Genomic DNA, 19508 nt, shown 5'->3' with positions numbered 1-19508 from the left:
GCCTTCCAACCTACCGTATGTTTCCAGCCTCTCCTCAAAATTGCTTTGTTTCAAATAAAAGCTGTTACAAAAATAAAAAATATGAATGCAAAAATACTTTTATTGCCTAAATTTCAAATGAAATAGCACTTAAAAATTTATTATAATTCTTATCAGAAAAAATGAGAGGATAAAATGCCCATAATGTACAAGCATTTTGCCCTCTCACATCAATAATTAACTCCATTTAAAAGCCAATTTTAAAGTTAGCTATGCGCAAAAATATCAACTTCCGCCCATCCTAAAAGATCAAGCCTAGCTCTCATAGGCAAAAATTGAAAGCATGCCTTGGCAACATTTTCTCGCTCTTCACGTCTTAAACGTTCTTCAAATATAACCTTTAAACGATGCAAATATAACACATCCGACGCAGCATATTCAATTTGTGCCTGTGATAACGTTTCTGCTGCCCAATCGGAAGATTGTTGCTGTTTAGAAATATTCACATTCAGCAATTCATTACAAACTTCTTTTAAGCCATGACGATCCGTATAAGTACGCGTGAGTCTAGAAGCAATTTTTGTACAAAAAACAGCTTCTGGCATAACACCAAATGTATGCGCTAAAATAGCAAGATCAAAACGCCCAAAATGAAATATTTTGGTAACCGCGTTATCTTCAAGAAGCTTGACCAAATTAGGTGCACTCTTTTGTCCTTTAGCAATTTGTATAATATCAGCAGTACCATCTCCGGCAGAAAGCTGCACAACACATAAACGATCACGATGCGGTTGTAAGCCTAAAGTTTCGGTATCAATCGCAATAGCATCAGTTTTATAATTGTCTAAGTTTGGTAAATCACCTTGATGAACACGAATCTCAGCCATTTACCCTCCTATTTGCTAAAGCTGCAAGAATACGCGCCCAAGATCGCTGCCCCTTATGAAACGATTTTAAATTATACTTTTCATTGGGAGAATGAATACGATCATTATATAATGCAAATCCAACCAGAACAGATTCCATATCAAGAATTGACTGAAAATCTCCCACAACCGGAATTGATCCCCCCATAGCGTCGAGTATAGCAGGATTGCTCCATTCTTGCGACAAAGCTTCTTTTGCGGCCTTGATAAAAGGTGAATCATAAGGAATTTGAATTGCAGAAGAACCACCATGCCCCTTAAATTCAACAGTACAATCAGCAGGAATAAGACCGCACACATAATGACGGAAAGCTTGGCGTATCTTCTCTGGATCTTGCTTATGCACTAAACGAAAAGATACTTTCGCATTCGCTTGAGAAGCAATAACTGTTTTTATTCCTTCTCCTTCATAACCACCACTAATCCCGTTAACTTCTGCTGTAGGACGCGCCCATACAAGTTCTAAAATGCTCCGTCCTTTTTCACCAGCAGGAATGGAAAGTCCTATAGGACCAAGAAAATTTTCAGCAGTACAATTCAGGGCATTCCATGATTGCAAAATCTGTGAAGGTGTTTCTTCAACTCCATCATAAAAACCTGGAAGCGTTACACGACCATTGTCATCATGAAGTCCTGCTAAGATTTTTGTTAAAATATGAATAGGGTTAGCAGCTACCCCTCCATAAGCACCAGAGTGCAAATCACGATCGGCTGCTGTAATCGTAACCTCTTCTCCTAAAATACCCCGAAGAGCAATACAAACAGATGGTGTATCGGCATCCCACATTGCTGTATCACAAACCAATGCACAATCAGCCTTAAGTTCATCCCTATTTTCTTTTAAAAAAGGAACAAGAGAAGGAGAACCACTTTCTTCTTCTCCCTCAAATAAAACAGTAACCTTAATGGGAAGTTGCCCCGTTTCTTTCTTAAATGCACGACATGCCTCAACAAAGGTCATGAGCTGACCTTTGTCATCAGAAGCGCCACGAGCACAAATAACTTTTTCTCCATCTTTTTCCTTTAATGAAGGATTAAATGGATCATCTTCCCATAAATTTAATGGATCAACAGGTTGAACATCATAATGTCCATAAAATAACACATGCAGACAATCATCTGAAGGCCCTGGATGATGTCCAACAACCATTGGATGACCTGGTGTATCACGCCGTGAAGCCTCAAAACCTATTGTTTTTAAATCTTCTACCAACCAATCAGCTGCTTTACGACATTCATCCTTATAAGCCAAGTCTGTAGAAATCGATTGGAAACGTAAAAGAGAAAAAAGGCGTTCAAGGCTCTTTCCTATATTCTCATCAAGATGTGTTAATACTTTATTCAACATAAAAAAACCTCTCAAGCCTCGTATATTCGTATAATTGTAAGAACCTGACTTTAAGCCTCTTGTAGGATTTTGCAAGACACCTTATTCATTTTTGACACTGTGAGCAGTAAAAACTTGAACGCCCAGCCTGTAAAATACGTATAATAGGCGTTCCACATTCCAAACATTCCTTGCCTTCTCGTCCATAAACTGAAAAAGCGTGTTGAAAATAACCAAGTGAACCATCTATATGCATATAATCACGTAAAGAAGAGCCACCGGACAAAATGGCTTCAGAAATCACATTGCGTATATTTTGTGCTAAAGAATCTGCAAATTCACGTGCACGTGTCGTTTTTGATGCCAATGTAAATGCACTACGTTGTGGAGATAAACGACTCCGCCAAAGTGCTTCGCAAACATAAATATTCCCAAGACCCGAAACAATAGACTGATCAAGTAAAACGCCCTTGAGAGACATTTTTTTATTAACAAAAGCCTTTTGTAAATAACGACCAGAAAACGAATTACTCATAGGTTCAAGCCCTAGCTTATTTAAAAGCGGATGTTCATAAAGCTTGTCCGTATCGACTAAAAGCATAAACCCAAAGCGACGCACATCATTATAAATAAGGTGATAAAATTCACCATCCCTTGTCTGAATATCCATGATAAAATGGTCATGCTTAACCAATTTATTTCTCGTTGAAAAAGCTTTTCTCAAAATGTCATTCTCTATACGCCATGAACCAGACATTCCTAAATGGCTTAAAATTGTTTCATTATGAGAAAGATGAAATAATAAATATTTCGCACGTCGACCAAGTTCTATAATTTTTCTGCCGATAAGGCGCTCAGAAAACGCCTCAGGAAAAGGAAAACGCAAATCTCTACGATTAAGTTTGACAGATACTATCTTTGCATCAGTTACAACGGACTCAAGTCCACGACGAACTGTCTCTACTTCAGGAAGCTCAGGCATTACTCTTCTTTAATAATTATACACTTTCCAATCGTATGACTGATAAATTGGCTTCTTCCCCCCTCCTTTAAAAACGAAGACTTCCTCTACATCTACTAAACAAATTCTTGCTGAGTGGATTTTACTTGGCTTTCTACTCATGTGAGTCATTTAACTAAAGGCTTTATGGCCAAACCCTGCCTTGAATATATACCACACACTCTAAAATACTTAGCGTATCAATGAGACTTGCATACCACCCCACCTTAAATGACGAAGTTTTACAGCATAACAGAATTAAGTCCATTCACCCTTACGAAATACAGGAACTCTTACACCATCTTGGGTAATGCCATCTATGTCAATTTCACCAGAACCAATCATCCAGTCAATATGAATGACACTTTTATTTCCACCACGTGCTGCAATCTCTTCTGACGTCAATGATGCCCCATCTAAAAAGCATTTGGAATAACACTGCCCTAAAGCAATATGACATGCAGCATTTTCATCAAATAAGGTATTATAAAAAAGGAGGTCACTCTTAGAAATTGGTGAAGAATGGGGCACAAGAGCAACTTCACCTAAGCGACTAGCCCCTTCATCACTTTGCAAAACCTGTTGCAAAACTTCCTGACCTGTTGATGCACGAGCCTCAACAATACGCCCTGCTTCAAAACGCATCTCAATATTATCAATCAGTGCTCCTTGATAAGAAAGAGGCTTTGTTGAGCGAACGAAACCTTCAACCTTATGAGCATGAGGAGTCGTGAAAACTTCTTCTGTCGGAATATTCGGATTGCAAACAACACCATTTTGAGCTGCAGATGCACCACCATGCCATTCATGATCATCTGCCAAACCAACTGTTAAATCGGTACCTGGTCCTGTAAAATGCAAAGCAGAGAAACGCTGCTCATTAAGCCAAGATGACCGTTGTTTCAAAGCTGCATTATGGACACTCCATGCATGCACTGGATCTTCTTCTGTAACACGTGAAGCAGAAAAAATTGCATCAGCTAATTTTTTAATCGCCTCATTAAGAGGTAAAGAAGGAAACATTGCCTCAGCCCATCCTGCTGTTGGATATGCAACAATCGACCAATTCATAGCAAAATTTGATATTTTCTTGAGTGCCGGCTGGTAAGCTATTGAAGTGGCTTTATTTAAACGTGAAACCTTATCAAAATCCTGATTGGAAAGGAGCAAAGGATTATCCCCAACAATCGCTAAACGCGCTGCCCCATTTTCAAAAGCCTTTGCCATTCCCTCATAGAGCCAAGAAGGAGCACAATCAAAACTAGCCGTATGAGCATTTTCAAAACGTGTAAGTGATAACATATCATCACTAAAAATTGGTGTAATGACACCAGCACCAATCTTATAAGCATGATATGCGATACGCCGAACAAAAGGGAGGGCTGAAACTGGAGCAGTTAAAACAAGATCCTGCCCCTCTTGTAAATTCAACCCCACTTTCACTGTAATTTCTGCAAGACGATTAAGCATTTCAGGCGAAATTGTCTCATGAATATCAAAGTACATTACCAATACCCTTCTTTAAATAGAATGCGTTCTTTATGTCGTCATATTATAAATTGTTATTCAATATCTTTTGAATTTACTTTCTCCACGTATAATTATGGATATCATGATCGCTAAAGAGTTCACTTAATTCATAAACTGCAATGGATTGTAAAAACACTTCCTTGGTCGTGCAAAAATTATCGGTTTGTGTACCGTTTTTCTAACATTGCAACAATTGCATTTAACTGATCTGATGAAGGTAACGCCATAATCGGTTTATTTTCTTCTTTCCTAGCTGGATGTTGAGGCGCATAGGCGGGAATGGGAACTTTATCAAGCTGTACCATCGCAAAAGACGTAGGATGGTCCGTCTTGGACTGTGCTACCTGTGTAGAAGAAGATATACTCTTTTCTGTTCTTATTCCTCTACTTTCTAAACTTTCATCCACAAAGCTTGGCGTATTACCAGAACGTTCTTGGGCAAACGCATAAGCAACATCATAAGGGCGATTATTTGTAGGAATTTGAAGTGATCCATCACGCGATCGTTTTTCATAAAAAGCATTTCCCCCTGCAACATGAACATAGTGCATGTTTTTATACGGAAAAGACAAACCAGCGGTATGAAAAAACTTAGCGTGTTTAACTTTCTTATCTCGTTCACCCCGTAAAACGGCATCAGCCGCTTCTCTTACACGAGCAACAGATGCTTTCTCCGTCATAGGACGTGTTAAAACACCAGGAGCAAACTGCTTATATTGACCAACAACACCACAAATCGTCTTAGGATAGGCGGTCGAATTAACACGATTCATAACAACCGTCCCAACGGCAATCATTCCTTCACGGCTTGTGCGATTTGATTCAAAATACATCGCTCGCATAAGGCATTGACGCTCTGTCAATGGATACGTAACCGTTTTTGTCTTATTATTTATTTTTCCAGTATCTAAATGATTTGAAGCACATCCCACAATAACTAACGGCGCTACACAACAGGTAACAAAAACATTCCAACGATTTTTTTTCATCTTATGCAACACATTCCTATAATCTCTAAGCTATTCAAATTTTAAAATGAGCTTTAAATGTATCTCTCAATAAAGTACATAGCTAATTGTTACCACTCAGTAAAACTTTAATACAAGAGGTAATCAAAAAGTATCTATGCAAAATAAAAAATAAAAAACTCTTAATTTACAGATCGATATTGTTATTCTTCACGATTCAATATAGGCTATAATAACCCAGACGTTTTAATTACAATAAAATAACACTATCCACTTCTTCTACATACGAAAAAAATAATACAGATATCCCCTTTGAATATAAAATTTTAACAAAATGATCTGAAAGGAAATTCCCCTAGAAAACTCCCCTCCAGCCACAGTGTGAATAATGGTATCATTCAATATACAAATATGTCAAATCAAGAGTTAGAAATCTGCCATGCTTCTCTGAAAAAACTCTTTGTTACTTCTTTGTGCTTTTCCATAAGATGGTTATCTTATTCTTTCTATAGCTGCACTCTAAGAAAATACTCATATATCTACAAACTTATTTTATACATATAAGAAAAATTTTAATCTATTTTATTCTCACCTACCCCAACTTTATAAGTAAGATCATCGCGAGGACGATCAGAAGACATATGATAACCCGTTATGATATAATGCAACATTTCAGCAATATTGGTAACATGATCACCAATTCGTTCAATGTTTTTTAAACAAAACAGTAAGTGCGTACAAACCGTAATATTGCGCATATCTTCCATCATATACGTCAAAAGTTCACGAAAAAGAGAAGTATACAAAGCATCAATCTTCTCATCACGCTCCCGCACAGCGTCAATACGCTCTAATAAGCGACTCGTATAAGCATTTAACACTTCTTTTAATTGATTGAGCGCTAAAGCTGTAATTGTTTCAAGTCCATGATAAAAGGATGCAGATTGACGTATTTCTGAAAGTGCAACAGTCCTCTTAGCAATGTTTTTGGCCATATCCCCAATCCGCTCAAGATCAGAAGAAATACGAATGGCTCCAATAATTTCACGCAAATCGACAGCCATCGGCTGGCGTTTGCATATAATAGCAACCGCTTTTTCATCAATGTCACGTTCTGCTTCATCTAAAAACACATCATCGGCAATCACTGTCGTTGCAAGTTGAAGATCACTACACACAACCGATGCGACAGAACGTTCAATCATCCTTTCTGCATGGCTCCCCATTTCTGTAATCCTTACTCTTAAATATTTTAGTTCTGCATCATAAGAACGGACAGTATGTTTCATAGACATATCTTACACTCCTCAATTTACCTATCCAAAACGCCCCGTAATATAATCTTGCGTCCGTTGCTCTTTTGGTGAAGTAAAGATCATTTCAGTTGCACCAACTTCTACCAAATGCCCTAAATGAAACATAGCCGTATATTGAGAAACACGTGCGGCCTGTTGCATGGAATGTGTTACAATAACAATTGTATAATTTTGCCGTAACGCATCGATAAGCTCTTCAATCCGTGCTGTCGCAATGGGATCAAGAGCTGAACAAGGCTCATCCATCAAAATAACTTCAGGACTAACCGCAATAGCACGTGCAATACACAAACGCTGTTGTTGTCCCCCTGATAAACTTGTTCCAAGATCATGAAGACGGTCTTTTACTTCTTCAAACAAACCTGCCTGCCTCAAACTCTTTTCAACCACATCATGCAATTCAGAGCGTGTTTTAACCAAACCGTGAATGCGTGGACCATACGCAACATTCTCAAATATAGATTTTGGAAAAGGACTAGGCTTTTGAAAAACCATTCCAACACGAGCACGCAATTCTACAACATCAATCCTCTGATCATAAATATTCTCCCCATCTAAGGTAATAAGACCCGTTATTTTAGCACCTTCAATTGTATCATTCATACGGTTAAAACAACGCAAAAAAGTTGACTTCCCGCATCCTGATGGACCAATCAAAGCAGTCACTTGATGTTCAGGAATATCAAGTGTAATACCATGGAGTGCCTCTTTGTCTCCATAAGAAACCTTCACATCCTGACCACGCATTTTAATCTTCATTACAAAAACTCACCTTACAAAAATCTTATCGAAATTGTTATTTTATTAAAATTATTGGCGGCGTTCAAATCGTCGACGTAAAAAAACCGCAGAAATATTCATGATCGCAAGAAAAATCATTAATACAATAATAGCCCCTGACGTCTTTTCAACAAAAGCGCGCTCTGCTTCACCAGCCCACATAAAAATTTGAACAGGCAACGCTGTTGCTGGATCCATGGGAGTCGTAGGAATATTAACAACAAAAGCAACCATTCCAATCAAAAGCAAAGGCGCAGTTTCACCCAAAGCCTGAGCTACTCCAATAATTGTACCTGTCAAAATACCAGGCGCTGCTAAAGGAATAACATGATGAAAAATCATTTGTGTTTTTGATGCCCCCAAACCTAAAGCTGCTGCACGAATAGAGAGAGGAACAGCACGCAAAGCAGAACGTGTTGCAATAATAATCGTGGGGAGAGTCATGAGCGCTAAAACAAGACCTCCAACAAAAGAAGCGGAACGTGGTAATCCCAAAAAATTAATAAAAACCGCGAGTCCTAAAAGACCAAAGACAATCGAAGGAACAGCTGCAAGATTATTGATATTAACTTCAATAAAATCTGTAAATTTATTTTTACGTGCATATTCTTCCAAATAAAGAGCCGTTGCTATGCCTATCGGAAGTGAAACCAATAAAACAATGCCTATCATATAAAGAGAACCAATAATCGCAACCCCTAACCCAGCAGTCTCAGGACGACTTGAAGCGCCAAGTGTAAAAAAACCAACATTAAATGTTTTATAAAGCGTACCATCATGCGCTAAACGCTTTATCCATTCTATTTGCCGATTAGAAACTTTACGGTTTTTTTCTGCTACATGCAGATCAATCTGCCCCTTATAAGCAGAATCGATATCCGCAGCTGCCAAAACTTTGATTTTTTGCATTGTGCCAATCAGTCTTGGATTCTTTGTCACCATTTCACGGAGTTGAACACGTACACCACTTGAAAACATACGGCTAACATCCCGCAGGGAGGCTCGATCATTTTGATCGATATCAAGTTTCTTGGCTAACGCATTGCGTACAAGAATTGGATAATTCGCCATTATGAGGACCTGTGGATTTGTTTTATGTTGACCACCTGGATCAATAATCTTTTCATCCAAATAAATCGATAATGTCATTTGACTCTGCAAAAAGGCTGTATAACCTTGACTAATGATAGACCATAAAAGCGCAAATAAAAAAAACAAACCAATAAAAATGGCAATCAAACCATAAGCACGAAAACGACGTTCAGCCCAATACCGACGTTTGAGGCTAATATTGCGACGAGGAAAAAGAATTTTTTCATTCATTCATATTGTTCCCGATATTTACGCACAATATAAAGAGCTAGAATATTCATCAAAAGTGTCATGACAAAGAGTGTCATTCCTAATGCAAAAGCCACCAAAGTTTGTGGAGAGTTAAACTCAAAATCACCAGTCAATTGATTAACAATCTTAACTGTCATCGTCGTCATTGCTTCGAAAGGATTGAGTGTTAAGTTTGCAGCAACACCCGCCGCCAAAACCACAATCATTGTTTCACCAATTGCACGCGATGCTGTCAACAAAATTGCTCCCATAATCCCTGGAAGCGCTGCCGGTATAACGACTTTCTTAATTGTTTCAGATTGTGTTGCTCCTAAACCATAAGAACCTTCACGTAAAATGCGTGGAACAGCTGTTATAACATCATCCGACAAAGAGGAAACAAAAGGAATCAACATAATTCCCATCACAACTCCAGCAGTCAAAACACTTTGCGCCATAATAAAACTAACCCCGTCTGAGAGAGAAGCAGAGAGATCTCGTAAAAATGGTCCTACAACCTTCAAAGCAAAAAAGCCATAAACAATCGTTGGAATGCCAGCAAGAACTTCTAACAATGGCTTCACAATTGCTCGCAATCGCGAAGAAGCATACTCGGCCATATAAAGAGCTGAAAATAATCCTATAGGTACAGCAAAAAGCATGGCAACAAATGCAATATAAAGCGTACCAGCAAGAAGTGGTATTAAACCAAATTGTCCTACTTCACCGCTTGAACCGCTCGCGGAAAAACGCGGATCCCAAACCGTTCCTAAAAAGAAATTTGAAAAAGATACAGACTGAAAAAAGCTTATTGTCTGAAAAAACATAGAAAGTGCAATGGCTATTGTCGTCAAGATAGCAACGATAGAAGCACAAACCAGTCCAATAATAATCAAAGATTCAACCTTATTACGCGCACGCTGATGAGGAGCAATTTGCATTATTCCACAGATAAAACCAAAGAATGCAATAGCAAAAAGGAAACCATAACCAATGAACTGAAGCTTTTCAGAAGAAAATACCCATGACTGTGCCATTGTGTACACATCATCCGATACTTCATCAGGTAAAATAAATCCCTTCGCGAATAATTGTGCCTGCACTGTCTTATAGGAAGCGGTAGAAAGATCCCCTTCAAAGTGATGAAGCATTTTGGCAAGACTTCGAAGAGTCTCCCAAAGTAAATCATGATTTACAGGCTCTGTTATATGCGCACTATATGCCTCAAGCTCTTGAGAGGCATTATATTCTAAATAAATTGTACTCCCAGAATCCCAAAAAATTAAAAAAATAAAAGCTGGAATAACAGTAATCAAAAATGTCCACCAGCCATAATAATACGCACGAGAATGCATTTTATGTCGTCTGTATTCAAGAAAGCGTGCACGCATATAAGAAATACAAAAGCCACAAAATCCAAGAATTAATAACAGCAAAATAATGAAGGAAATGCGCATTTTATCTTTCAGTTTTTATAAAAAAATAGCACCCAAATTTCCTATCCCAGAAATCCAACAAATTTTCCCTGCAAATTATTTCAATGTCATTACTCGACCAGCAGAAAAATCAAAACGCTGTGCTTGACGTTCCTTTTCAGGAGAAACAATCAAACCATATTCAGCCAAAGGACCCTCTGGACCAATCATTTGGTCAGAAAGAAAAAAATCAACATACTCTCGCAAACCTGAAATAATACCTAAATGTGCTTTCTTAATATAGAAAAAAAGTGGACGAGAAACTGGATATTGTCCACTAGAAATCGTCTCAACTGTTGGCGCAAAACCGTTAATATCAGCAACCTTTAGCCTATCAGCATTATTTTGATAAAAAGACAAACCAAAAATACCAACCCCTGTTTTATTAGAAGTTAGACGCGCAAATGTTTCAGAATAATCACCATCAATATCAACCGCTTTTCCATCCTTACGTACCGCAATACAAGCAGTGTGTATCTCCTTATCATCCATTCCTAAAGACTTCATCACCTCAACTGCCCCACTCTCTTTACACCCCTCAATAAGTAATTTTTCCTCAAAAACTTCACGTGTCCCATGCTTCTCTCCAGGAATATACGCTGCTATCGTCCAATCAGGAAGAGCACTATTAACTGTACTCCATTTCAAAAAATTATTCGGTTGCAATTTTCCGTCTATAATAATTCGAGCAGCAAGGGCTTTATAAACATCTACTGGCTGTAATTTCCAATCAGGCCCCTTAATATCTGTTGCAAAAACAATGCCATCATACCCAATACGTATTTCCTCAACATCTTTTACACCAGCATCAAAACAAGACTGTAATTCACTCGATTTCATTGCTCGCGAAGCATTAACAATATCAACAGTGTTCTCCCCAATACCACGGCAGAACTCCTTAATACCAGCTCCTGTTCCACCCGATTCGATAACAGGAACCTTAAAATGGGGATAAATTTCTCCAAATGTCTCAGCAACAATCTTTTGATAAGGTAAAACTGTAGATGAACCAGTAATCTGTATTTGATCGCGTGCATTGCCTCCATTTGCTGACAGCAGTAGCGCAAAAATCAATCCCACTCCAATTGATAATACTCTGCTCATCTATAAACTCCCTAAAAATTGAGGACAAAGCCTCTTAATTCATATCATACGGTCATTGTAGTTCACATTTGCACCATAACAAATATAAAAAAACAATATGGATCATTTTTTTAAAACCATGTTTTTATCTTCTGTCAAATAAATTCATTTGAACGCTTGAACTCAATAACATCCCAAAACAAATGAGCAACATCTGTACCGCAGAAGCGTTTAATTTCACGAATTCCCGTAGGAGACGTCACATTGATTTCTGTTATATAATCTCCAATCACATCAATCCCCACAAAAAGAAGACCTCGTTCCTTTAAGGCTGGACCAATGCGTTCACAAATCTCATAATCACGTTTTGTTAACTCAACATTTTCCGCGCGACCTCCAACATGCATATTAGAGCGCACATCTGTTTCTGTCGGAATTCGATTAATAGCTCCAACAGGTGCACCATCAAGCAAAATAATCCTTTTATCTCCTTTTCGTACTACTTCTAAATAGCGCTGAACAATAAAAGGTTCGTGATAAATTTCTGCAAACATTTCCAACAATGATGCTAAATTGCGATCATCTTGTTTTAAATAAAAAACACCAGCGCCCCCATTCCCATAAAGTGGTTTAACAATAATATCGCCAAATGTCTTTCTAAAAGCTGTTATTTCTTCAATATCTTTGGTAATTAGTGTTTCTGGCATCAAATCGGAAAATTCAGTAACAAAAATTTTTTCTGGACTGTTGCGTACCCATGCCGGATCATTCACAACAAGTGTTTTAGGATGAATACGTTCTAACAAATGAGTCGTGGTGATATAATTGAGATCAAAAGGGGGATCTTGGCGTAAAAGAACCACATCCATATCTGTTAATTCTGTGCGAACAGGCTTTTCTAATTGATAGTGGCTTCCCTCTTTATCATGTACAATCAATGGCTCTAGTCGTGCAATCACACAACCATCGCACAGAGATAAACGATCTGGTGTATAATGGAAGAGAGAATGTCCACGTTCTTGTGCTGCTAAAGCGAGTGCGAATGTCGTATCTCCTTGAATCCGAACTGTTGAAATATGATCCATCTGAATGGCAATTTTCATAAATAAATCCTCCCTATCCTAAAAGCAGACTGGTCTATGCATCATAAACTTAGTAAACAATAAAAGAACTATGACAAGAGAAAATTTATGACACAAGAAACAGATACAAAATTAAGCAACGAAGAAATCGAACGCTATGCACGCCACATCATTTTGCCTGAGATTGGTGGTGCAGGGCAACAAAAGCTAAAAAAAGCACGTGTCCTTGTTGTGGGCGCTGGTGGTCTCGGTGCTCCTGTCTTAACCTATTTGGCTGCCGCAGGTGTTGGAACCCTTGGAATTATCGATAATGACATTGTTTCACTTTCCAATTTACAACGCCAAGTTATTCATAAAACAAGTGCAATGAACAAAAGCAAAACAGACAGTGCTGAAACCACTATAAAAGCAATAAATCCCCATGTTGTAGTTGAAAAACACACCCTACGCTTAGATAACAGTAATGTGGATAAACTGCTCAATGCTTACCACATCATTGTTGATGGAAGTGATAATTTTACGACACGCTATCTTCTTGCTGATCACGCTGCCCAATGTAAAAAACCTTTAATAAGTGGTGCTGTAGAACGTTTTAATGGCTCATTAACCGTCCTTATGCCATATAAAGACAATAATCCTCACTATCGCGATTTATTTCCCACGCCTCCTGCTCCCGATACTATTCCAACATGCGCTGAAGCTGGAATTATCGGTGTTTTACCCGGTGTTATTGGGACCCTACAAGCAATGGAAGTTATTAAAATGATCACAAACATCGGAGAGCCATTAGTAGGAAAGATTCTTCTCTATAATGGATTATTAGCACAATTTAATATTATTACTTATAAACGCTCAAATTATAAAGAAAATGCCATAGTTATTAAGAAGCTTGGAGAATCTTGATGATGTTCTCTCTTCCACTAACTTTTAGCACTCTCGCAATATGTATTGAAATACTAATATTTTATCGTAAGTCATCGAAACATTGTAACCAATGAAACCTATTAAATTTATCACAAATATGGAAAACCTTTTGTGAAAAAATAATTCTCTATAATGGATTATCATCATAATTTCATGTCATCGTCTATAAATAGACAGAGACTCGTGCAAACTTAGCTCCCATCAGTATTCTTGTGTAAAAAATTTTCAACGTAGATAAAAATACAATCAACGGAACTCTATTCAACTATTTTACTAGTCACACATAAAAATTGTTTCACATGAAAGTGCTCACTTCAAACCATAACCTATAAATAATCTAAGTCATATTTTAGTGATCGGTACTATAAAAGGTCAATGATCTGTCCACACACTTCTAACCTTAAGAGAAAACGTCTATTCATCAAGCATCATAAAATGCAGCTTAGGATTATTGCACGTATAAGAACAATCAATTGTCTCAGTTCATAAGAAAAATACATGGGAATTGATGTGTATAGAAGGATTAAGATAAACCTCATGGAGAGCTTTAATTACATAATTATTACATTCAGAAGCAGAAAGCTGCGGCTCATGAATTGATAATCCTTCAGCAATAATTTCATAGAACAATTATATGTAGAAAAAGTGAAGCACACAAATCTTGAAAACCAATCTACAGACGACAGTGTAAAAAGTGCATTTTTATAAAAGATCTCTTTAAAATAAGCGAGTAAATATGCAATGTTAAATGTGTTCTGTTTTGCGTGAGGGGCGTTCGCCCTAACAAAACATCAATAAGAGCTCTTTTTATAAAACTGCGAAACTAAAATTACAAAAAAATCAGACTTCTTTCTAAAATTAACATCTATGGTATAAGTTAATTTGGCTCGTTCGCTTTATTATTATCCATTGGTAAAGGAACAGGATGATCGGATAAACTGCGTAAATAAAGCAAAAGATCAGCACGATCTTGGTCATTTTTAATTCCACGGAAAGACATAATGGTCCCAGGAAATGCTTCACGTGGAGAACGTAGATAACGATCTAACGTTACAAAATCCCATTTTTGATCAGAGTGCGCACGTAATACCCGTGAATATGCAAAACCTGCTGCTGATGCCAAAGGGCGGTCAACAATTTCCCAAAGAACTGGACCAACACGCCCTGCTTCATTGCGTCCAGAAGTATGGCATATGGCACATTGGCGAAAAATTTTACGGCCATTTTCAAAATCACCTTGTTGAAGGCGGCTATTGAGTGATAGAGAAACATCCATCGCTTTCTGTTTTTCTTTAAATATATCGTTCTTGGTAACTGTATGATAATATTGAACCGATGTAGGATGATCATAAACTATATTGCTGAGTGTGGAAATTCCCACAACAATGATCAACACACATAAACAAGCAAAAACAAAATAGATAACTCTCCAGCGATTCATAAAAATTCAAATGTTCATGGTTTCATTACTATTTTTAGTATAAGCTTTTTCTTTATAACACACAACATCCTAAATGCACCACAGACGACGTTTGGAATCTTGCAATGGCTCTTGAACCAATTATTCTTATTCCTGCCCGTATGGGCTCAACCCGCCTTCCTAAAAAAGCTCTCGCTGAAATCGCTGGAAAGCCGATGATTGTTCATGTCGCAGAACAAGCAAAAAAAGCCGCATTAGGTCGGACCATCGTTGCAACAGATCATCATGATATTGCTGAAGCCGTTACAGCTTATGGACATGAATACATCATGACATCTTGTGATCACAAGTCTGGATCTGATCGTATTTATGAAGCTTTAGTACGCATTGATCCTGAACAACGCTACAACGCCATTTTAAATATACAAGGTGACCTACCAACAATCATGCCTCGTGAAATCATTCGTGCACTACGCCCTTTAGAAAATAGCTTTACTGATATTGCAACCTTGGGTGCTCAAATCATTGAAGAAAATGAAACAAGAGATCCCAATGTTGTCAAGATCATTGGGACACCGCTTTCTCAAAATCGCCTTCGTGCTCTTTATTTTACTCGCGCCACAGCACCCTATGGAGATGGTCCTCTTTATCACCATATTGGAATATACGCCTATAGGCGCGAAGCACTTGAAAAATTTGTATCATTCAAACCCTCACCACTTGAGAAACGTGAAAAACTTGAACAATTACGTGCATTAGAAAACAATATGCGTATTGATGTGGAAATAGTCGATACAATTCCCTTAGGTGTAGACACACAACATGATCTCGATAGAGCTTGTGAGATTTTAGCATGAAAATACTTAAAAAAACCAATAAAATTTCTTTCCAAGGAGAATACGGCGCTAATTCCCATATTGCTTGCTCCAATATGTTCCCCAATATGGATGCTGTTCCCTCTGCTACTTTCGAAGACGCTCTTAATTTAGTGGAAAGCGGGAAAGCTGATCTTGCTATGATCCCTATTGAAAATACTCTTGCAGGGCGCGTTGCAGACATTCATCATCTTTTACCGCAGTCGTCTCTTTATATTATTGATGAATATTTTTTACCTATCCATTTTCAACTCATGGTTTTGCCCGGCGTTACATATGACGAAATTAAAACCGTCCACAGCCATACGCATGCCCTTGCACAATGCCGAAAAATCATACGAAACAACGGTTGGAAACCTGTTGTTTCTGCTGACACCGCTGGAGCTGCAAAATTTATTAAAAAAAATGCTAAACGTTCACAGGCTGCCTTAGCACCTTTAATCGCAGCAGAACTCTATGGACTTGATATTCTTGAAAGAAATGTTGAAGATAACCCTCATAATATTACCCGTTTTGTCATCCTTTCACGCTCCAAACGACATGTCCCCAAACCTCAAAATGGCGAAAAAATCATCACCAGTCTTCTTTTTCGAGTGCGCAATGTCCCCGCTGCTCTCTATAAAGCTATGGGAGGATTTGCAACGAATGGTATCAATATGACAAAATTAGAAAGCTATCAAATTGGTGGAAATTTCAATGCAACACAATTCTTTGTTGATATTGAAGGACATCCTGAAGACCCGATGATGAAACTTGCCTTAGAAGAATTATCTTTCTTTTCTGCAGAACTGCGTATTATCGGTACTTATCCAGCACAAAACGATCGAACATCGTATATATAAAAGCAATTAAGCTGCTATCATTTTTTGTTGATATCAAAAAGCATCGTAAAAATTTCATAATGCAACGCATCTTGAAAGGGCTCGTTTTTTTCTACTCAACACCCTTTATAAACACTGAAGAAGAAAAAACAGCTCGTAACAGAATATATAAATTATTTTCATAATATTTTCTCACAAATTATATCACGATAAACCGCAATTCAACTCGTATAAAAACCAGTGTAAAAAATACAGTAACCAAAAATAAAAACGCTTGTACCATCTATTTTCCTTTATATATTCAAAGAGAGACTCTTGAGAAAAGTCATTTCCTCTGACAATATTCCAATAAAGATAACGAACTTCTAAATTCGCTCTCAAAACAATTAAAATTATTATACATAATAGAGCATTCAAATCTCTTAGATTAATACCATTCTAAACATAGTTTGAAACTAGAAAATGCAACTTAGCCCTGATTTTAGCATTAAGTTTGAGCTTTTATCTTTATAAAAATTGATTTATGATTCACCTCACTTTAGAAAAAGGAGAGGATAATGAAAAAAGTCTTCACGCGAGGATTATTAGCTGCAAATATTCTCGCCTACTCTAGTGTTGCATTTGCTGGCTTTGGTGAAAAAAAATGGAATTTTGCGCGGGATGAAAGTGTTGTGATCACACCATCCTATACATTCCAGCAAGGAGTTGAATACTCTTGTAATATCTTTAAACCGAAGAAAGTATCCTTTACTTTATCATACTCTGCCCCTTCTGATTTAAACAAATTGAGAATTTTTGTTGATGATGAAAAGAAAATAACCCATGATAAAGAAAAGAAAATCTTTACCCTAAAAAATATAAAATCTCTTCATATAAGTTTTCCTTGGTCAGGACGTTATATTTTTAAAAATATTACGAACAAAAAAGTTGTTGGAACAGATTGTGACACAGGAGGTTATGATTAACAATATTTCTATAACATCTAAATTTGAGTAGAGTTATTCTTTTTTTTAGGTGTTTTTTTCAAAATACGGCATAATGAGCCATTAAAACTAATCGCTGAAAAGATTATTTTTATACTAATATGGCAAACCTTAAGATGCTTATAAGGTTAGATATTAAAGAACTTTTGCGAAAACTAGAAGACTAAACTTAAATTGTTCTGTATTTTCTACTATCAGAGCTATTTTTTTAATAAGAATATAACTTCTATCTTCGCAACTGCTTTATTTTAAGTACTATAAAGCACATCGTACCCAAATCACTTAGATAAACAGAAAGTAAAATTTGCATCTGCAGACGCATTCCTCACTGCACTTTAAGTCATACTCATTCAGCTTTTTATAAAAATTTATCTCGCTTTTCTCTTTTCGTTAAAAAATCTAATTATTTAAAGCTATAAAATGTCGTGTATATAAAATACCATTTTTACAGTTATAAAATCATAAATCTGTGCCAGCCACCATTATTATTTTATAGCTTTTAAATTGCATCGTCTCTTGTATGAGTACAGTCCTTAAAAGATATGTGAAATCTTTTCTCCAATAATGGGAACACATATATTGATTTATCTAGTGATGAGCCCAACGTCTTTAATGAAGAAAATCAGCACTCAAGAAAAAAGAGCGATAACATCTACTCAAGATTTACATTCATAGATGTTAAAAGAAAAAATATTACGTATTTGATATTCTCGTTCACAATAAAAATGATGAAACTTTTTTATAAGTCAAGATATTGATTTATAAATAATAATTCTCTGTTCTGCATATTGAATGAGAGTCCTGAATATCGTAAGATTCTTTCATTTCAAACTTGTTTATCTTGAATCAATCAAAACCATCTCCTTGTACGTCAAAAGCGGGATGAGTGTGAGGATAAAACTGTATAAGAAAGGAGTAAAATGGCTTTTATGAACCATCTTAAGTGCCAAGGGCTGTTGCAACACCCACAAGTTGGCAAATATTAATGATGGTGCCGGCGTGCTTCTTCACAAATGTAAAGATGGAATTGCTCAATGGATTTATACCTCAGAAGCAGTATGTATACACTTTACAAGTGATGTGATGAAATCGAATTAAAAGTATTGAAAAATATTTCTTGTAAAAGCATGTGAATGTACAACATTCAATGTATTCTGTTTGAAGTGCTCTGTTTTGTATGAGAAGAGCGATACTATTAAATTAGTATTTATAATTATTCATAAACAATATTCTTCCTCTAAATTTCTCATTATAATTCATTGCACGATCTATATGCTTTATTTTCCTTTTTTGCCGTTGCAAATTTTAATGATTCAACTTCGTAATTTTAGAACAGACGGAGCTATCCTAAAATTCTTACAGGCAAGTTTGAACGAATGATTATAATTATACATTCAGATTATCTTAAACGAAGAAAATATTTTCATCCCCAATAAATATGAAAAACTCCTGCTATGAAAACTGATAAATCCTCAATCTCTTTGTTGTTTATATGTCAATAAATTAAACGCAAAGGAAAATTCTTTGTCGTTCTTAGGATATTTTTCGTTTCCGAGCTTGATTTTTCATTCCAAATCGACAATATGAACTTGGGAGGTTGGTGGTGGACGAACTACTCGCCAACTGGGTCAGGTCTGGAAAGAAGCAGCCCTAACGGGTTCTGGTACGGGTCATCGTGCCGACCTCCTGTTTTGCT

At 36.9% G+C, this 19508-nt stretch carries 16 protein-coding genes and 1 other RNA gene; 5 read left to right on the top strand and 12 right to left on the bottom strand.

All coding sequences use genetic code 11. The annotated features are described in order from the left end of the window. Window positions 1-245 precede the first annotated feature (245 nt). The 11 genes from ACFIMW_RS02825 to gshB all read right to left on the bottom strand — a co-directional run bounded on the left by ACFIMW_RS02825 (window position 246) and on the right by gshB (window position 12810). Window positions 246-866, bottom strand: a complete 621-nt coding sequence (locus tag ACFIMW_RS02825) for a ribonuclease D (RefSeq protein ID WP_375608049.1) — start codon at window positions 864-866, stop codon at window positions 246-248. After that, window positions 859-2253, bottom strand: a complete 1395-nt coding sequence (locus tag ACFIMW_RS02820) for a M20/M25/M40 family metallo-hydrolase (RefSeq protein WP_375608048.1) — start codon at window positions 2251-2253, stop codon at window positions 859-861. Before ACFIMW_RS02820 ends, ACFIMW_RS02825 begins: the two co-directional genes overlap by 8 nt. Before the next feature lie 85 nt (window positions 2254-2338). Next, window positions 2339-3214, bottom strand: a complete 876-nt coding sequence (gene mutM, locus ACFIMW_RS02815) for a bifunctional DNA-formamidopyrimidine glycosylase/DNA-(apurinic or apyrimidinic site) lyase (protein WP_375606811.1) — start codon at window positions 3212-3214, stop codon at window positions 2339-2341. A gap of 276 nt (window positions 3215-3490) precedes the next feature. Next, the gene (locus tag ACFIMW_RS02810; protein ID WP_375608047.1) at window positions 3491-4738 is read right to left on the bottom strand and encodes an aminopeptidase; all 1248 of its coding nucleotides are present in this window, start codon (window positions 4736-4738) and stop codon (window positions 3491-3493) included. A gap of 179 nt (window positions 4739-4917) precedes the next feature. Then, on the bottom strand, window positions 4918-5751 hold the full coding sequence (locus ACFIMW_RS02805; RefSeq protein ID WP_375606809.1) for a cell wall hydrolase: 834 nt from the start codon (window positions 5749-5751) through the stop codon (window positions 4918-4920). A gap of 551 nt (window positions 5752-6302) precedes the next feature. Further along, window positions 6303-7025, bottom strand: a complete 723-nt coding sequence (phoU, locus tag ACFIMW_RS02800; protein WP_375606808.1) for a phosphate signaling complex protein PhoU — start codon at window positions 7023-7025, stop codon at window positions 6303-6305. Between the two features lie 21 nt (window positions 7026-7046). Beyond that, complete coding sequence (pstB, locus tag ACFIMW_RS02795; protein WP_139412809.1) at window positions 7047-7805, bottom strand: phosphate ABC transporter ATP-binding protein PstB; 759 nt, start codon at window positions 7803-7805, stop codon at window positions 7047-7049. Window positions 7806-7856: 51 nt separating this feature from the next. Further along, the gene (gene pstA / locus ACFIMW_RS02790) at window positions 7857-9149 is read right to left on the bottom strand and encodes a phosphate ABC transporter permease PstA (RefSeq protein WP_375606807.1); all 1293 of its coding nucleotides are present in this window, start codon (window positions 9147-9149) and stop codon (window positions 7857-7859) included. Then, window positions 9146-10606, bottom strand: a complete 1461-nt coding sequence (gene pstC, locus ACFIMW_RS02785) for a phosphate ABC transporter permease subunit PstC (protein ID WP_375606806.1) — start codon at window positions 10604-10606, stop codon at window positions 9146-9148. Before pstC ends, pstA begins: the two co-directional genes overlap by 4 nt. Before the next feature lie 75 nt (window positions 10607-10681). Further along, window positions 10682-11728, bottom strand: a complete 1047-nt coding sequence (locus tag ACFIMW_RS02780; protein ID WP_375606805.1) for a substrate-binding domain-containing protein — start codon at window positions 11726-11728, stop codon at window positions 10682-10684. A 134-nt stretch (window positions 11729-11862) separates the two neighbouring features. Further along, window positions 11863-12810, bottom strand: a complete 948-nt coding sequence (gene gshB / locus ACFIMW_RS02775) for a glutathione synthase (protein WP_375608046.1) — start codon at window positions 12808-12810, stop codon at window positions 11863-11865. Window positions 12811-12897: 87 nt separating this feature from the next. Here gshB and ACFIMW_RS02770 point away from each other — a divergent pair, with 87 nt between their 5' ends. After that, window positions 12898-13692: a molybdopterin-synthase adenylyltransferase MoeB gene (locus ACFIMW_RS02770; protein ID WP_375608045.1), complete on the top strand. Its 795-nt coding sequence runs from the start codon at window positions 12898-12900 to the stop codon at window positions 13690-13692. An 898-nt stretch (window positions 13693-14590) separates the two neighbouring features. Here the strand turns inward: ACFIMW_RS02770 and ACFIMW_RS02765 are convergent. After that, a complete protein-coding gene (locus tag ACFIMW_RS02765; protein WP_375608044.1) occupies window positions 14591-15154 on the bottom strand; it encodes a c-type cytochrome in 564 nt (187 codons plus the stop codon). A gap of 104 nt (window positions 15155-15258) precedes the next feature. On the opposite strand from ACFIMW_RS02765, the gene ACFIMW_RS02760 reads away from it, so the two are divergent. The 4 genes from ACFIMW_RS02760 to ffs all read left to right on the top strand — a co-directional run bounded on the left by ACFIMW_RS02760 (window position 15259) and on the right by ffs (window position 19502). Further along, window positions 15259-15990 (top strand): 3-deoxy-manno-octulosonate cytidylyltransferase, encoded by a 732-nt coding sequence (locus ACFIMW_RS02760; RefSeq protein WP_375608043.1) that lies wholly within the window; start codon window positions 15259-15261, stop codon window positions 15988-15990. Beyond that, window positions 15987-16850: a prephenate dehydratase gene (locus ACFIMW_RS02755; RefSeq protein WP_375606800.1), complete on the top strand. Its 864-nt coding sequence runs from the start codon at window positions 15987-15989 to the stop codon at window positions 16848-16850. Before ACFIMW_RS02760 ends, ACFIMW_RS02755 begins: the two co-directional genes overlap by 4 nt. 536 nt (window positions 16851-17386) lie before the next feature. After that, a complete protein-coding gene (locus ACFIMW_RS02750) occupies window positions 17387-17794 on the top strand; it encodes a hypothetical protein (protein ID WP_375606799.1) in 408 nt (135 codons plus the stop codon). 1610 nt (window positions 17795-19404) lie between these two features. Next, window positions 19405-19502, top strand: an RNA gene (gene ffs, locus ACFIMW_RS02745) — signal recognition particle sRNA small type. Window positions 19503-19508 lie beyond the last annotated feature (6 nt).

The sequence above is a fragment of the Bartonella sp. AC329YNZD genome (genome assembly GCF_042196685.1).
Taxonomy (GTDB): Bacteria; Pseudomonadota; Alphaproteobacteria; order Rhizobiales; family Rhizobiaceae; genus Bartonella.
The sequence above is the reverse complement of the archived record's forward strand: the minus strand, read 5'-3'. Positions and strand labels throughout refer to the sequence as shown.